At 43.3% G+C, this 15346-nt stretch carries 15 protein-coding genes; 2 read left to right on the top strand and 13 right to left on the bottom strand.

Annotated features, from left to right (window positions below; translation table 11 throughout):
* Positions 1 to 214: 214 nt before the first annotated feature.
* Entirely contained in the window at positions 215 to 1891 is a 1677-nt protein-coding gene (locus tag M3152_RS00270) for a methyl-accepting chemotaxis protein (protein WP_251692979.1), read from the bottom strand.
* Positions 1892 to 2120: 229 nt separating this feature from the next.
* On the opposite strand from M3152_RS00270, the gene M3152_RS00265 reads away from it, so the two are divergent.
* The gene (locus tag M3152_RS00265; RefSeq protein WP_251692978.1) at positions 2121 to 2549 is read left to right on the top strand and encodes a GatB/YqeY domain-containing protein; all 429 of its coding nucleotides are present in this window, start codon (positions 2121 to 2123) and stop codon (positions 2547 to 2549) included.
* A gap of 55 nt (positions 2550 to 2604) precedes the next feature.
* On the opposite strand, the gene M3152_RS00260 is transcribed toward M3152_RS00265, so the two are convergent.
* From M3152_RS00260 to M3152_RS00245, 4 genes are all read right to left on the bottom strand, one after another.
* Entirely contained in the window at positions 2605 to 5016 is a 2412-nt protein-coding gene (locus M3152_RS00260) for a heavy metal translocating P-type ATPase (protein WP_251692976.1), read from the bottom strand.
* A 117-nt stretch (positions 5017 to 5133) separates the two neighbouring features.
* Entirely contained in the window at positions 5134 to 5334 is a 201-nt protein-coding gene (gene copZ / locus M3152_RS00255; protein WP_251692974.1) for a copper chaperone CopZ, read from the bottom strand.
* 84 nt (positions 5335 to 5418) lie between these two features.
* The gene (locus M3152_RS00250) at positions 5419 to 5706 is read right to left on the bottom strand and encodes a metal-sensitive transcriptional regulator (RefSeq protein ID WP_251692972.1); all 288 of its coding nucleotides are present in this window, start codon (positions 5704 to 5706) and stop codon (positions 5419 to 5421) included.
* 143 nt (positions 5707 to 5849) lie between these two features.
* Positions 5850 to 6374, bottom strand: coding sequence for a YusW family protein (locus tag M3152_RS00245; RefSeq protein ID WP_251692970.1), 525 nt, complete (start codon positions 6372 to 6374; stop codon positions 5850 to 5852).
* Between the two features lie 267 nt (positions 6375 to 6641).
* Between M3152_RS00245 and M3152_RS00240 the strand changes: the two genes are divergently transcribed.
* A complete protein-coding gene (locus M3152_RS00240; RefSeq protein ID WP_251692968.1) occupies positions 6642 to 7154 on the top strand; it encodes a methylated-DNA--[protein]-cysteine S-methyltransferase in 513 nt (170 codons plus the stop codon).
* A 105-nt stretch (positions 7155 to 7259) separates the two neighbouring features.
* Here the strand turns inward: M3152_RS00240 and M3152_RS00235 are convergent, their stop codons facing one another.
* The 8 genes from M3152_RS00235 to allW form a co-directional block, all read right to left on the bottom strand.
* Positions 7260 to 7460, bottom strand: a complete 201-nt coding sequence (locus tag M3152_RS00235) for a YgaP family membrane protein (RefSeq protein ID WP_251692966.1) — start codon at positions 7458 to 7460, stop codon at positions 7260 to 7262.
* A gap of 124 nt (positions 7461 to 7584) precedes the next feature.
* Positions 7585 to 8511, bottom strand: coding sequence for a DsbA family protein (locus M3152_RS00230; protein WP_251692963.1), 927 nt, complete (start codon positions 8509 to 8511; stop codon positions 7585 to 7587).
* A gap of 1 nt (position 8512) precedes the next feature.
* On the bottom strand, positions 8513 to 8860 hold the full coding sequence (locus M3152_RS00225) for a winged helix-turn-helix transcriptional regulator (RefSeq protein ID WP_251695203.1): 348 nt from the start codon (positions 8858 to 8860) through the stop codon (positions 8513 to 8515).
* Positions 8861 to 8988: 128 nt separating this feature from the next.
* Entirely contained in the window at positions 8989 to 9600 is a 612-nt protein-coding gene (gene wrbA / locus M3152_RS00220) for an NAD(P)H:quinone oxidoreductase (RefSeq protein ID WP_251692961.1), read from the bottom strand.
* A gap of 122 nt (positions 9601 to 9722) precedes the next feature.
* On the bottom strand, positions 9723 to 10961 hold the full coding sequence (gene allC, locus M3152_RS00215) for an allantoate deiminase (protein ID WP_251692960.1): 1239 nt from the start codon (positions 10959 to 10961) through the stop codon (positions 9723 to 9725).
* Positions 10962 to 11005: 44 nt separating this feature from the next.
* A complete protein-coding gene (locus M3152_RS00210; protein ID WP_251692957.1) occupies positions 11006 to 12271 on the bottom strand; it encodes an MFS transporter in 1266 nt (421 codons plus the stop codon).
* Between the two features lie 51 nt (positions 12272 to 12322).
* Positions 12323 to 13654: an allantoinase gene (locus M3152_RS00205; protein WP_251692956.1), complete on the bottom strand. Its 1332-nt coding sequence runs from the start codon at positions 13652 to 13654 to the stop codon at positions 12323 to 12325.
* Positions 13655 to 13691: 37 nt separating this feature from the next.
* Positions 13692 to 15113 carry an allantoin permease gene (allW, locus tag M3152_RS00200; protein WP_251692953.1) on the bottom strand — a complete coding sequence of 474 codons (1422 nt, stop codon included), beginning with the start codon at positions 15111 to 15113 and terminating at the stop codon, positions 13692 to 13694.
* Positions 15114 to 15346: the final 233 nt, after the last annotated feature.

The following is a 15346-nucleotide window of genomic DNA, read 5'->3' as shown; positions in this document are numbered from 1 at the left end:
CTCTCTTGAATTGAACGATAACTCACGGAAATTGGTCGATATTCGTTGTGAATTGAACGATAACTCACGGAAATTGATCGATATCCGTTGTGAAATGAACGATAACCTCACAAGATTGATCGATAACTACTCATATCATCTTTTTGCCTGCCACTTTGCGTCAACTATAAGGGGCTGTTCCAGAATAATTTCCGGAACAGCCCCCTTTTCCCGTTTACAACTTAAATTGAAGAACATTCCGATTGAGTTCTTCAGCGTATTTCGATAGCTGTTCTGAGCTCATTGCCACTTCTTCCATCGAGCTATTTGTCTGTTGCGCTGAAGCAGATGTCTGTTCAATGCCTGCAGACGTTTCTTGCGTAATGGCTGCAATCTCCTCTACTGAGCCGCGCATTTCCTGACTGCGGGAAACCATCTCCGATAAGTTGCTTGAAATGGTTGTAATATGGGCGGCCACTTCTGTTACAGCATCATTAATATCGTTGAACGTTTGACTCGTCTGCGTAATTTGTTCTGTACCTTTTTCCACTTCCCCATATCCTTCAATGAGGGATGCTGCCACCGAACTGGATTCGGATTGTATGTCACCCACAATTTTCGTAATGTCCGTCACGGAAAGGGAAACCTGTTCCGCCAAGTTTCTCACTTCTTCGGCTACGACTGCGAACCCTTTGCCGTGCTCGCCTGCCCTTGCCGCTTCGATAGCTGCATTTAAAGCTAATAAATTCGTTTGGTCCGCAATATCTTTAATGACGACAACCAATTTCGAGATTTCCTGTGATTGGGCATCCAAACCTTGTATTTTATCGACCGAGAATTGCACAATGCTATCAATTCTACCCATTTGCTCATTGGAAAGATCCATTAAACGGCGACCTTCCGAAGTCATGTTCAAGACTTTTGTAGACGCAACTTGAATATGTCCGCCTTTTTCATCTGCCTCTTCTACTTGATGAACGAACGAGTCCATCAAGTCAGATAAATGACCTGCTTGTGTCGCTTGAGATTCTGCACCTTCCGCCAAATCATACATCGTCATAGCTACCTGGTCGGTCGCGGATTTCACTTCTGTCGCGGATTGCGTCAGCTCTTCACTTTGGGCTGATACAGAGCTTGAAATATCATTGATCGTATTCAACAAATTGCGGGTGTTATGGCTCATCTCATTTGCCGCATGGACAAGCTGGCCAATCTCATCCTTGGCAGTTGTGATCATATTTTCACCGCTTAAATCGCCTTTAGCCATCTCAGTCATACGATTCATTATCATCTTAATCGGTTTTGTAATTTGTTCTGCTGTTAAGAGTGCAGCAGCTATACTTAATAGGATGACTAAAACCGTCACAATGCTCACAATCTTAAGCGTCAGATTCCCGTCTTCGATAATTTTCGCTTCTGCAGCATTAATATTTTTTTCATAATCTGCCGCCAATTTCTCATATCCTGCCATAATTTCACGAACCATCGGAGTCGACTGATCTAAGTTTCTCAGCGCTAACTCCTTGTTACCTTTATCATACTCACCAAACACTTCTTCACTGATTATCGTTCGCCATGCTATCGTTTTCTCGATGAGACGATCAAACTCTTCCGTTTCATTTATATCCCGAATGATTGCTTCACTTTGCTTTCCAAGCTCAGTATACTCATTGAATCTGTCCTTGAAATCTCCTCCGTATAGGACATATCCCCGGGCTGTCGAAATACGGTTGGCCATTGTCAACGCCATCTTATCATGGGCAATCAATAGCGGAAGCTCTCTCTCCACTATATTCCTTGCCTCTTCATTACTCTTCATTACTACGTAAATATTATAAACGCCATACAAAAGCACTAATAAAATTACCAATGAAAAAGAAAACAACAATTTACTTTTTATACTTTTAAACATACTCTACATCTCCTATTATTTTTGTATTCGAGTCCACACACGATTACTAATATCGGTCGGATTTACTATAAGTAAAGTAATTAATTATTCACGTGATAGTGTTTTTTCTCTCTACTCTTCCTTATTGCAATACCCATAAGTTGCAGTTAAAGGCAGCCTCCTCTATAATTATTAAACAAATTCGAGTGGATTGGATGCATTCGATAAATGAAAAGAGGCGATTTGAACGATGTTAAAGACAACTGTGTTCGAACAACTAAAGCAGGCAATGAGAGACAAGGATGTCCTTTCCAAAGGCGTGTTGACAATTTTGAAGTCCGGACTTGACCTTGCTGAAAAAGAAAAGGGTTCCGCTTTGACAGAGGAAGAGGAAGTCGCAATCGTCAACCGCGAAATCAAACAGACGAATCAAGCGTTGGAAGGTGCCGAAAAAGCGCAGCGTGAAGATTTAATTGAACAGGAAAAGGCGAAATTAGTTTTGCTTAAATCATTCTTGCCGAAGCAATTAAGCGAGGATGAAGTGAAGGCATTGCTGACAGAAGCGGGAGTCGTCCAAGGTATGAACATGGGGGATGCAATGAAAATTGCTAAGCCGCTCCTAGCCGGCAAAACAGACGGCGCTACGATGTCAAAGGCTGTGAAGAGTCTCATTCAGTAACATAGGTAAAAGCCCATCCGGATGGATGGGCTTTTGTATTTGTATTTGAAAGCTGTTACAGTTTCACTCGTTGAAGTCTAAGCGCGTTCAGTACGACCGATACCGAGCTGAAGGCCATCGCGGCGCCCGCAACCCATGGGGCTAACAGACCAAGTGCCGCCACAGGTATGCCGATCGTGTTGTAAAAGAAGGCGAAAAACAGGTTCTGCTTAATGTTGCGCATCGTCTTCCGACTCATAATGAAGGCATCAGCAACACTATTTAGATCGCCGCGCATTAACGTAATGTCTGCCGCCTCAATCGCAATATCCGTTCCGGTGCCGACCGCCATACCGATATCCGCCATAGCAAGCGCCGGAGCGTCATTGATGCCATCGCCGACCATTGCGACTTTCTTTCCTTGAGATTGCAGTTCTTTGATTTTATCGCTTTTCTGGTCTGGAAGAACTTCTGCAATGATATGAGTCAGTCCAACTGTCCGGCCGATTGCTTCAGCAGTATGTCTGTTGTCCCCTGTCAGCATAATGACATCGAGTCCAAGTTCCTGCATTCTTTTGATTGCCTCTTTGGAAGTTTCTTTCACAGTATCCGCAACCGCCACGACGCCCGCAAGCTTCCCGCCAATTGCGATAAGCATCGCTGTTTTCCCTTCGTTCTCCATTTTCTCCATCGTGGATTCAATATCATGAAGGTCAACATTACGGCTGCGCATTAATTTTCGCGTACCGACAAATAAATGCTTTCCAGCAACTTCCGCTTCAATTCCGTATCCAGGAAGCGCGTTGAAAGCTTCCACTTCAATCAATTCGACACCTTTTTCTTTGACGCCTGTTACGATTGCCTGCGCAAGTGGATGCTCAGACTGGTTCTCAGCCGATGCGACCAATTGAAGGACATCTTGCTCAATAAAGCCTTCTGATACGATAACGTCTGTTAACGCTGGTTGACCTTTTGTAACAGTTCCTGTTTTATCTAACACTACCGTGTCAATGGAGCGGGTATTTTCAAGATGCTCCCCGCCTTTAAACAGTAATCCCATTTCAGCAGCTCGACCCGATCCTGCCATGATGGAAGTCGGTGTTGCCAATCCAAGTGCACACGGACATGCAATGACGAGAATGGAAATGGTCGGAATGAGTGCCGATCTGAAGTCGCCCGGCGTGACAGCGAAATACCAGATGAAGAACGTTAAAATAGCAATGCCGACAACGATAGGGACAAAGATGCCCGAAATTCTATCCGCCAAACGTTGGATTTCAGCTTTGGAGCCTTGCGCTTCTTCAACGACTTTGACGATTTGCGATAATGCGCTATCCTTACCGACCTTCGTTGCTTTGATTTGCAATGAACCATTTTTATTGATCGTAGCCCCGATAACGGAGTTTCCAGGTACTTTATCGACAGGAATACTTTCACCTGTAATCATCGATTCATCAATCGCCGATTGTCCGGAAACAATTTCTCCATCGACAGGAATTTTTTCACCTGGTTTTACGAGGATGATGTCCCCTGCAACCACTTCTTCTATGGGGATCTCTTGTTCAATACCATCCTTCAGAATTCGTGCAGTTTTCGCCTGCAGGCCAAGCAGTTTTTGAATCGCCTGGCTCGTTTTCCCTTTTGCTCTCACTTCGAATAATTTACCAAGAACGATGAGTGTGATGATAACTGCGGATGCTTCAAAGTAGAGCTCCGGATGACCGGCACTACCCGCATTCATCCATTCAAAAGTTAAGTAAAGGCTGTAGAAATAGGCAGCGCTCGTTCCCAGTGCGACAAGCACATCCATATTGGCACTCAGATTTCTCAATGAATTGTAGGCACCTTTATAAAACTGTGCCCCCACGATGAATTGAACAGGTGTCGCAAGTGCCAGCTGCACCCATGGATTCATTAAGATTGCCGGCAAATAAAGGAAAGAAAGGAATTCGAAATGTGCTACCATCGTCCACAATAATGGCAAAGTCAGTATTGCAGAAAAAATGAATTTCCGGTATTGTTTTTTAATTTCCTGTTCCTTATGATCTATTTTTTCTTTGCCATTCGTTTTTGGAATCAATTCATAGCCCATCTTCTTCACTTTGGCCATCATTTCATTCGGGCTTGTTTGTCCGCTGTCATAGTCCACTGTCAGCGTTTCAAGTGCAAAATTGACCGTAGCATTTGATACACCATCCATTTTATTGACACGTCTTTCAATTTTCGTTGCACAAGCCGCACATGTCATGCCTGACACATCAAATTCAGTTTTATCTTGAATAACGTCATACCCTAGTTTTTCAATTCTCGACTTGAACTCATCGATATTCGTTTTAACTGGATCATAAACGATTGTGGAGCTTTCCAAAGCAAAGTTGACATTTGCCTTTTCGACTCCTTCTATTTTGGATAATCCCTTTTCAATCCGGTTTGCACATGCCGCGCATGTCATTCCGTTAATTTTTAAGGTTTTTTCTGTTGTCGTCATCTGTATTCCTCCTATACGGGGTAGGGGTATATTGAATGGAAAAAAGAAGGATTATACGACGTAGTATAACCACTTCCCTTTCTATATACCCCCATATGGTTAGTAAAAAGCCTTCAATTAAGCGATATCATAGCCTTGGTCTTCAATCGTTTCCTTTATTTGCGCGATATTTGTTTTATTATCGAACTCAACTGTTACTTCTTTAGTGGCAAGGTCCACTGTAACAACGGAAACACCTTGTAGTTCACCGACGCTTGACTCGATCGATTTTACGCAGTGGCCGCAAGACATGCCTTCTACTTTTAAAACTTCTTTCATGGTGAAAACCTCCTAGTAATAGTGTGTTGTTAATTTGAATATACCATACCCTATTCGGGTATATCAAGAAAATAATCCGGACAATTATTTGGTCATCGTTTTCATGACGCTCATCAGCTCTTGAATTGCCGCTTCGCCATCTTGTCCTTTAATCGCTTTCACGACGCAGTGGTGAGTATGATCTTCCAATAAAGCTAATGAAACCTTATTCATCGCAGATTGAATCGCACTGATTTGATGGAGAATATCAACACAATAACGGTCATTCTCAATCATCTGATGAACGCCTCTTACTTGCCCTTCTATCCGTTTTAAACGATTTAACAGTTGTTGTTTGTTTGGTTGGACTGTTTTCTTACTTGTTTCAGACAAACCATTCACCCCGATTCACAATATACCCTATACCCCTATTATATCATTATTGGATAAGAAGCGCAATTATTGATCAGAAGCCATTACAAATCAAAACAAACGTGAGTATAAAACCCACGTTTGTTTTGATAATATCGCTTTATTCATTTCTTCTTATCCTCAAATTCGATTTTCGTTCCGTCGTTAAACGTAATTTCCAAATCGAACTTCGTATAGTCAGTCGGCAAGTTGAAGGTTGTTAAAACTTCTGAAATGACCTCGTCTTTCTTCGACTCCTGTGTAATTGTCAACTGTTGCACAAGAGGGTGCAATTCATTGAATGCATCGCTGCCATATTTCTCGACATGATTTAATGAATCTTCAATTTTGGCATTAACGGTACCGGTACTATTCTGATCGATTTCCACTTCATATTCAGTACCTCCTGCATATTCAACTTCCAATTCAAATTCTGCATACTCCAGTTCATCCATCTTCTCCAGCATTTCTGCAGGAGTGGATGCGCTATTGTTTTGATCAGTGTCTATAGATTCGGCCGTATTCTTTTCTTCCACAATGGTATCTTCCTTCACGGCAGTGTTGTCCGTCTCCTGCTTCACGTCGTCACCACAGCCCATCAGCATGAGTGATAACGTACCTACGACAGATAATGCACCTATTTTTTTCATCCAAATGACCTCCAATCTATTCTATTCCTTTCCCGTTTCCCAGTAATTTAATCAAATATAGGGGAAGTTACCATTGGACGAAGTACCGAAAAAATGAAGTATAAATCCTAGAAAGGTAGTATACTGTCATTAACGTGTGAAAATTGAAAACACCTTGCGGACTAGAGTTCATTATAAAATAATCACAGCTATCGTTGGGATTTTCGATGTCGAAAAGGCTCATACATTTTAAGAGGATTTTGAGTAACTAGTGGAAGGAGTTTAGGAATGAAAAAGAACAATGATAGTATCATCTATTGGACGCTATTGAACCACGGGAATTGGAATATATATATGGCAGCTACAGCTGAAGGTCTTTGCTATGCCGGTCCACACAACGCCCCATTCGCGGAACTTGCTGAATGGGCGAAAAAACGACTTCCCGGATATCATCTGGTAGAAAATAATACCGTAATGGAACCTTATGCACAGGAACTGATTGACTATATCGAAGGGACGCGAAAGACGTTTACAATGCCACTGGATTTGCATGGCACTCCGTTTCAACAATCCGTCTGGATGGCTTTGCAGGAAATCCCGTTCGGACAGACAGTTTCTTATTCAGATATTGCCGAGAGGATTCAAAAACCGAAATCGGTACGGGCGGTTGGAGCCGCTATTGGCGCCAATCCTTTACTAATTACCGTCCCTTGCCATCGCGTCATCGGTAAAAACGGTAAATTGACCGGCTTCCGGGGTGGATTGGAAATGAAGAAGCAATTGTTGGAGCTCGAGAAATAACACACTGGAAACTAGTTCTGCCCCCGCTCGATTGAGTCAGAATACTGGACGTATAAGGTTGTTAAGAAGTGTGCAGGCTGCTGCCTCGCACACTTCTATTTCCTCCTACTTATCCAATTCCAACATATCCGTCATCGGGCAGTATCGAGTAATTCCTTCCGCAACTTTTTGTGCACCCATTACGGAAAAAAACATTTGAGCGCCAGAAGGTTTCTCCCTAGCCATTTTCGCAATTGACCATGCGAGTACAGTCAGTCCTCCCGCAATTCGCACCATTGAATTCACTGTACCGATATTTTGTTTCATCTACGTCCACTCCTTCCTCATAGTTGCGCCTCTCTTTAGTTTTCCCCTTCCATTCCGAATTACACGGTAAAAATAGATGATAAGTAAAAAGCGACATCCTTGTGAGGAGTCGCTTTTGTTAAGATTATTTTGATTGAATGTATTTTTCATCAAGAATGCTACTTACGGTGTAAGCATTTTGTGCTAATTGGCTTTGTAGGAAGTCATCCAACTCACTTTTTTCAATCGAATAGAATTCTTCAATTTCGCGAGAGAACAACAACTTTTCCTCTTGAAGCAATTGATCCAATCCAGAAAGTTCCTTCGGCTTTATCGTTTCATTCGGCAACAGGCGTTGAAGTCCATTTGCATAGTCCTCTAACGTTCTAGCCCCGACAATCCGGACGCCTTGTTGTTCTTCATTCATCATGACGATTGTCGGGAACCCACGGACTCCTAACTTACGGACGAGCTCAAAATCTTCATGCAACTTTGTATTTGCTGCCGGTAGTTTGGATTGCTTAACGACCTCTTCCCCATTCAACCCAACTTGGTTGACAATTTCAATCAGGATATCATCTTGTGCAATGTTTTTATTGAAGGCAAATAGCTCTTCACGTGCTCGGCGCAAAAATGTGTTTGCAAGCTCCGGATGCTTCTCCTGAATAACCTTATATACACGTGAAGGGATGAAGGATGATTCGATTGGATTGTCGTACCAAACCGTTCCGTCAATCGGCATGCGAGAGTGTTCCCCAACTTCTCTCCAATGACCGGCAACGTCTGATGGTCCAGAAATTCCGTTTGCAGGATCGACAGGACCATCCCCCCATTTTTCGAGCAATCCGCCCATAAGCGTATGCATAGTAAAATAATGGCCGTACTGATGCACAAACTTCCGAAGGACCGGCTCCAGCGCCCAGCAGTGCGAGCAGATTGGATCAGTTACATAATACAGGTCGATCGTTTTTTTCGGTGTTGACAAATCGATGAATTCCATTGCTCCTGTGTCATCCCCCGCTGGTCCGCAGATACCAGTTTCCATATCACATATCATGTTGTTTTTGTCCATTTCAATTCCCCTTTTCTTTTGTTTGATTGGATACATCCAGGTCAATATGCTTCTGTGCCCACGCTTGTATTGGCTGTAATGCGAGAGCCAGTTGTTGTCCTTTTTCAGAGAGATGATACGAAATAATGACTGGAGTTCCTTCTGTCACTTTTTTTATGACTAGATCATATTCGGCGAGTTCGGTCAATTTCATTGAAAGAGATCTAGGGGTAATATCGGGCAAGTCGCGCTTCATAGCTGAAAAATGGGCAGTGAACTCGGGGCAATTCGACAAGTAATGAATAATGAGCCCGTTCCAACGCCTTCCCAGAATCTCGAAGCATGATTCTAAATAAGGACATACTTTAATGAGTCTCACCTCCACTAATTAATTTAAGTGTATCTAGGTATAGTAATTATATCAAGTATAAAAACTATACCATACTCAAATAAAAATAAAAAAGCCACCGATAGTAGGCAGCTCTTAGTTCTGATGAATTATTGGTTTCCTTTTTTAACCCATTCTGCAACGGTGACTGTACGTTTAGCTTGATGTTTAACAGCTGCTTGCACATCCTCAATCATTTTACCGTCTTGACTAACTGTTACGCTTGTTCCATACGGATTTCCACCTGCTCCAAAGAGGACGGGATCTGTGTAGCCAGGAGTTGCAATGATTGCACCCCAGTGCATCATGGATGTATATAGTGATAGCAGTGTTGCTTCTTGGCCGCCGTGTGGATTTTGTGCCGACGTCATTGCACTAACGACTTTATTGACCGTCTTTCCACTTGCCCACAGACCGCCTTGAGTATCAAGGAATTGCTTCATTTGCGATGGCATATTTCCAAATCGGGTCGGAACACTGAAGATAACCGCATCTGCCCATTCAAGATCTTCGGAAGTCGCGACCGGAACGTCTTTTGTCGCTTCAACAGTTGCCTTCCAAACTTCATTTCCGTCAATTACTGATTGTGGAGCCAATTCCTGTACTTTTAGCACTCTAACCTCAGCGCCTGCTTCTGTTGCTCCTGCTTCAGCCCATTGTGCTAATTGATAATTTGTACCACCCATACTATAAAAAATTACGGCTACATTAACATTTGTCATTTTTTCCATCTCCTTTGATTTTCCAAACAATCTAGCTAAAAAACTCATCACTGCACCTGTTTCTTTGGTATTTTCAAAACTGTGTCCTTCTACTACTTTCCCTATAGAAACAGTTTTATACTTTATTCCACATAAGCCAATGCATATAAAGAATTCATCAAGGCTTGAACGCCTACTGCCAATTGTTCCGGGCTTGTATATTCCAAAGGATTATGGCTGATCCCCTCACGGCTTGGCACGAAGATCATCGCTGTCGGTACAACCGGCGCAATGATTTGAGAATCGTGGCCCGCGCCGCTATGCATCATCTTATAATTGAATCCATTTTCTTTCGCCTGCTTTTCGATGGCTTCAACGATTTGTTTATCCATCGGAATCGGATCCTCGTCCATCCACATATCGATAGTCGTTTCCACCTCAGATTCGGCAGCAATCCTTTTGATAATAGTTGTCAGTTCTTCTGTGAACTTTACAAGGACATCTTTTTCCGTGTGCCGAACATCCAACGTAAATAATGCCTCCCCTGGAACAACATTTACAGTATTCGGTTTTACTTCTATCTTCCCGACTGTCGCAACTAAAGGATCGCCGTATTCTTTCGCCCTACTGATAACGCTATTGATCATTTGACTTGCGGCATATAAAGCATCTTTCCGATATCCCATCGGTGTAGTCCCTGCATGGTTCGCAACGCCGGTCACTTCAATCGTAAAACGTCTTTGCCCGACAATGCTATGAACGACGCCGATATCTTTTCCTTCCTTCTCCAAAACATTGCCTTGCTCGATATGAATCTCAACAAATCCCTTCAGATCATTACGGAAAGCTATTGATTCATCTCTGAAAGTAAAACCGGCTTTCCTCATAGCCTCTACGAAAGGTACGTCGTCGAAATCCGTGATGTTTTGAACATCCTCCTTTTTCGCTATGCCGACAAAGTTTTTGGATCCCCAGAACGCATAAGGGAAACGGCTTCCTTCTTCTTCAGCAAACGACACGACTTCAAGATTACGGAGGGGCTGGCCATATTTTTCTTTCAATAGCCGAATTGCTAAAACCCCTGCCAAGATTCCGAACGCCCCGTCCAACTTGCCGCCGTTTTTAACTGTATCCACATGAGAGCCGGTAAGAATCGTTTCTTCTTTATACGTACTGCCTTCTAAACGTCCAAACAGATTTCCGATTTCATCATAACGGGTTGTTAATCCATCTTCCTGCATTAAATTCTCCAGCGCTTTTTGCGCTTCCACCCACTCTTTTGTATAAAGTAACCGGGTGACACCGCCTTCAGGATCCTTTCCGTGTTCGGCTAACCATTCTTCAAGGTGAGTAATTTCACGCGTTATATCTGTCACATTCATCTACCCCTTTTGTATTTAGTTCAAATCGCTTTTTCCTTACTTATCTATGCACTAAGTACTTTTTCCTTTGGATTTTCTTTAAAGAACATCATTATGACCAATCCAACGGCAAGAACAATGACCGCCGAGTAAAATCCAGCAGTCATACTACCTGTTTTGTCAGCAAGAAAACCGACAAACCAAGGAGCGATGACCGATGAAATCATTCCAATGAAGTTATAAAGACTAAAGGCGATTCCATACGCCGATTGGCGGACGTTTTCAGACACAGAGGCGATTAGAATCGGATCGAGCGCAATCTTGCCAAATAGTCCATACACCAATAAGGCTGTGATCAGTAATGCAGTACTATGAACATAGACGGTTGCCCATAACGCGACAGCCGCAATCGGAATGAGCACGAAAGCGAATGGCTTCTTCCTGCCTAGTCGATCTGAAATATAACTTGCGATAAGCGCCCCAGGTATGGAAGCCAATGGGACCAAGGCGGATATCAAGCCGACCTGACTGCCGTGGAAGCCTCTCTCCGTCTCCAAAAACTTCGGCAACCAAGTGACGACAACTGTAAAGCCGTAAATAGAACAAAATAAGACGAGAAAGGTAACCAACAGATTTCGATTTTTAAGTAAAGATAAGACCGAAATCTTCTCGTCAGTTACAGAAACTTGCTCGAGTTGCTTTTCTTTCACTGCATCCGGATTTTTTTCTTTCACTAATGCCGCAATCAGTAGCCCTACAAGAACTGTGAGCACCCCAAAGATATAAAAGGGAACAGTCCATTTCATTCCCATATCCAAAACTAATGTACTCGATAAAATAAATCCGAATGCGATCCCGATCCCTGATCCGCTGTTTATGATTGCACTGCCGACCGTTCTATGCTTTTCCGGAATCGCTTCAGATGACAGGGCGAATTGAGGGCCGTAGTAGGTTGCGGAAGAGAGCCCCGCAAGCGCACGGGCTACCAAAAAACCTGTAAAACCAGCCATTAGACCACTGACGCCCGTCAAAACCCCGTATAAGATAAACCCGATGACTAGCAATTTCTTCCTTCCGAATTTATCACTGAATGCTCCGGCTGGAATTTGTGCAATCGTGTACGTCAGGAAAAATATACTGTTGACAAGCCCTAGCTGTGAGTTATTCAGGTTATATTCCAAGCCGATATTACTTAAAATAGGATTCAGAAAATATTTATTCGCGTTTATAAACATCCACCCTAGCGTGAATGCAAAAACCACTTTCCACCAATAGGGGATCGTAAATTTCTTTTTCTGCTCAGTTTGAGGTTGTGCTTCCCCAGATGTCATAACTAAAAATCCCCCTCCCCTCTAAAACCACTTTAGAATTGCAGTTATCCATTATTTTGTTATTGGTTGTCCGTTTTCGAATACTATTTTCCCGCCTACAATTGTCTTCTTCACGTTACCTTTAAATGTCCTGCCGACATAAGGTGAATGCTGATGACGGTAAAACAGATCTTCTTTTTTCAATTCAAAGCTTTCATTCAAATCAACGAGAGTCAAATCAGCATCATAATCGGCTGCGATTGTTCCTTTCGTATCGAGGCCAAATATCTTTGCCGGGTTCGTTGCAGTCAATTCAACAATTTTCTCTAGCGGAAGATTCCGTTTGAAATGCCCCTCCGTCAAAAGAATATTCAACATGGATTGGGCCCCTGAAATCCCGCCCCAGCCATCAAAAATATTATCCGATATGACTTTCATCGACGCCGGCGCCGGAGAATGGTCTGATCCAATCGTGTCGATTTCTCCGTTCGCAACCGCATTCCACAGATCTTCCACCTCGCTCTCATCTCTCAGCGGAGGCGCACACTTTGCAATGACTCCCTGTTCCTCTAGATCTTTTACGGTCAATGACAAGTAATGAGGGCATGTTTCGACCGTGATATCGACGCCTCTTTGTTTTGCATCATTGATCACTTCAACGACTTTCCGGCTGCTTGCATGCACGATGTGAAGTTTACAGCCCGTCAGTTCTGCATAGGAGAGAATTCTTCGGACCGCTTCGATTTCAGAAATGACCGGGCGCGATTCGACATAATCTCTTGCCGTAACTCTGCCTTGACCGATTCTTTCCTCCGCAAGCTGTTCACACATGACCGTACTTTCAGCGTGAACGGCTAATAGAGATCCCAACGATGCAATCTCTCTCATGCCTTTATAGATCGTCTCATCATCAACATTGTGGAAATCATCAATTCCGCTCGGCGACATAAAGGCTTTGAATCCGATGACGCCGCCTTCGTGTAGATCTCTTAAATCAGCCAAGTTTTCTGGTACAAGCCCACCCCAGTAATATGGATTCACAATTGATTTTTCCTCCGCCAATTTTCGCTTCAGTTCTAAATTGGCTTTATTGACCGTAGGGGGCGTACTATTCAGCGGCATGTCGAAAAATGATGTCGCTCCGCCGGCGGCAAGGCTTCTGCTCCCTGTCTCCAAACCTTCCCACTCAGTTCTGCCCGGCTCGTTAAAATGCACATGTGAGTCGATGACGCCAGGAAAGACATGAAGCCCTTCCGCATTTATCTCTTGATCCGCCGTTGCCTCCAGCGGCTTGCCGACAGAAACTTCCACGATTTTACCGTTCTTGACTGCTATATCTCCTATTGCCGTTGAATCTGCTGTAACAACCGTTCCATTTTTAATGATCAAATCGTATTTTTCCATAATAAACCCCTCCACATTTTTTAATTCATTAGTAAGCCTAAGCAGCTCTTCTCATTTCCAGCACGCTGTAAAGGACAAAGGCTGATATAATGCCCACAAACCACGACATATCGTACAGCGGTTCAAAGAACGGGACGAAGTTGCCGATTAAGCAAAGAACCCCTGAGACAACTAACGTTATAAGGGCATTTTCATTAAAACCGTTCTTGTAATTATATTTTCCGTTCTTTGAATACAATTCACCCAAGTCAATTTCCGTTTTTGAAACTACATAATAATGAGCGAGCATAACACCTGCGATTGGAGCCAATAAGCCGCCAATAATATTCAGGAATGTAAAGATGCTAGTCGCATTTTCCATCAACTTCCACGGCATGACAAGAATTCCAACGACCGCAGCAATCGTCGCACCCGATTTAAAGGTCAGCTTTTTCGGGAATAACGATGCCAATTGGTAACCTGCTGGAACAATATTACCCGTCACGTTCACCGATAAGGTCGTCAAACAAAGGGTTAGGACGGATACAGCTATGGCAAATGTACTGTCAAACCGGGCTACGACATCTAGCACATTCCAGATGGGGGTTCCAAAAGCAATCTCAGATCCGACAATAATTGAAATACTAGCGACGGCAAACAATAAATAAGTTACAACCAGCCCTACTGTTTGACCGATTGCCTGGCTTTTCGTGGAGCTGGCCAATCTAGTGAAGTCCGAGACACTTACCATCGGAGCCGCCCATGCAGCAATGACTGCCGTGACAGCGGCAATAAAGATGACCACTTGATTTCCACTGACCCCAGTGCCAGTGTAAGCCAAGATGGGTTCAACTCCTCCAGCTAGTTTAATCGCCCAGATCGCCATACCCCCGAAGACAAAATAGACAATCGGGGAAAGGATATTTGTAAACTTCCCAAGAAATTTCATTCCCCCATAAATTAAAGCGACATTGAACAGCCAAAATATAAGGAATGAAATTAACGCAGGCAATGATAAACCTAAAAAGTTCCAGTTTCCGCCTAATGTCAAAAATGGCGGCCACATCTTCGCAATGAGAATGGACAAAGCTTGGCTTCCGGCATATGTTTGAAAACCAAACCACATGATGGCGGCAATTACCCCTCTTAATATCCCCGGGACCATTGCTCCCTTTGTTCCAAATGAAGAGCGGATCAGCATTGCAAAAGGGAGACCATACTTCGATCCGGCCCGTCCATTTAGTACCATCACTGCCGATATAATGACGGATGCACTCATAATTGCAGCGAAAACTTGTCCAACAGACAGCCCTAAAGCAAATAGTGCGCCGATGGCAATATAGTTCGGAATATTATGTACGGAACCCATCCATACGGAAGCAAAATTTCCGATACTCCAGCTTCGTTCCTCCGGTTTCGTCGGCAAGATGTCATCATTAAAGCCTTCTTTTTTCAATTGCTCTCGATTGAGTTCCTCCAATCGGATCGACCCCCTGGTTAGGATGAATTAGAATTTATGCTTGGAGCAAAGTCTTTATCGCACTTGTATGTTCGACTAAACTGCCCTTATTATGTGTCTCATCTTACTTCTATATCCACTAACCTTTGCCTCGCAAACATATAACAGCAATAATCACCAGCAAATAGGAATTCCGTATTGTGGGCACACTCAACTTCTATACAAAAAGTGCTGACTACGCTATGATGGGATAT

It is taken from the genome of Sporosarcina luteola (genome assembly GCF_023715245.1).
Classification (GTDB): Bacteria; Bacillota; Bacilli; order Bacillales_A; family Planococcaceae; genus Sporosarcina; species Sporosarcina luteola_C.
Note: the sequence above shows the minus strand (reverse complement) of the source record. Positions and strands in the feature narration are given on the sequence as shown.

What these genes read in the sequence shown, in the direction of transcription:
- M3152_RS00270 (WP_251692979.1), bottom strand. Translation starts at nt 1,891, where the DNA reads ATGTTTAAAAGTATAAAAAGTAAATTGTTGTTTTCTTTTTCATTGGTA.
- M3152_RS00265 (WP_251692978.1), top strand. Translation starts at nt 2,121, where the DNA reads ATGTTAAAGACAACTGTGTTCGAACAACTAAAGCAGGCAATGAGAGAC.
- M3152_RS00260 (WP_251692976.1), bottom strand. Translation starts at nt 5,016, where the DNA reads ATGACGACAACAGAAAAAACCTTAAAAATTAACGGAATGACATGCGCG.
- copZ (WP_251692974.1), bottom strand. Translation starts at nt 5,334, where the DNA reads ATGAAAGAAGTTTTAAAAGTAGAAGGCATGTCTTGCGGCCACTGCGTA.
- M3152_RS00245 (WP_251692970.1), bottom strand. Translation starts at nt 6,374, where the DNA reads ATGAAAAAAATAGGTGCATTATCTGTCGTAGGTACGTTATCACTCATG.
- M3152_RS00240 (WP_251692968.1), top strand. Translation starts at nt 6,642, where the DNA reads ATGAAAAAGAACAATGATAGTATCATCTATTGGACGCTATTGAACCAC.
- M3152_RS00235 (WP_251692966.1), bottom strand. Translation starts at nt 7,460, where the DNA reads ATGAAACAAAATATCGGTACAGTGAATTCAATGGTGCGAATTGCGGGA.
- M3152_RS00230 (WP_251692963.1), bottom strand. Translation starts at nt 8,511, where the DNA reads ATGGACAAAAACAACATGATATGTGATATGGAAACTGGTATCTGCGGA.
- wrbA (WP_251692961.1), bottom strand. Translation starts at nt 9,600, where the DNA reads ATGACAAATGTTAATGTAGCCGTAATTTTTTATAGTATGGGTGGTACA.
- allC (WP_251692960.1), bottom strand. Translation starts at nt 10,961, where the DNA reads ATGAATGTGACAGATATAACGCGTGAAATTACTCACCTTGAAGAATGG.
- M3152_RS00210 (WP_251692957.1), bottom strand. Translation starts at nt 12,271, where the DNA reads ATGACATCTGGGGAAGCACAACCTCAAACTGAGCAGAAAAAGAAATTT.
- M3152_RS00205 (WP_251692956.1), bottom strand. Translation starts at nt 13,654, where the DNA reads ATGGAAAAATACGATTTGATCATTAAAAATGGAACGGTTGTTACAGCA.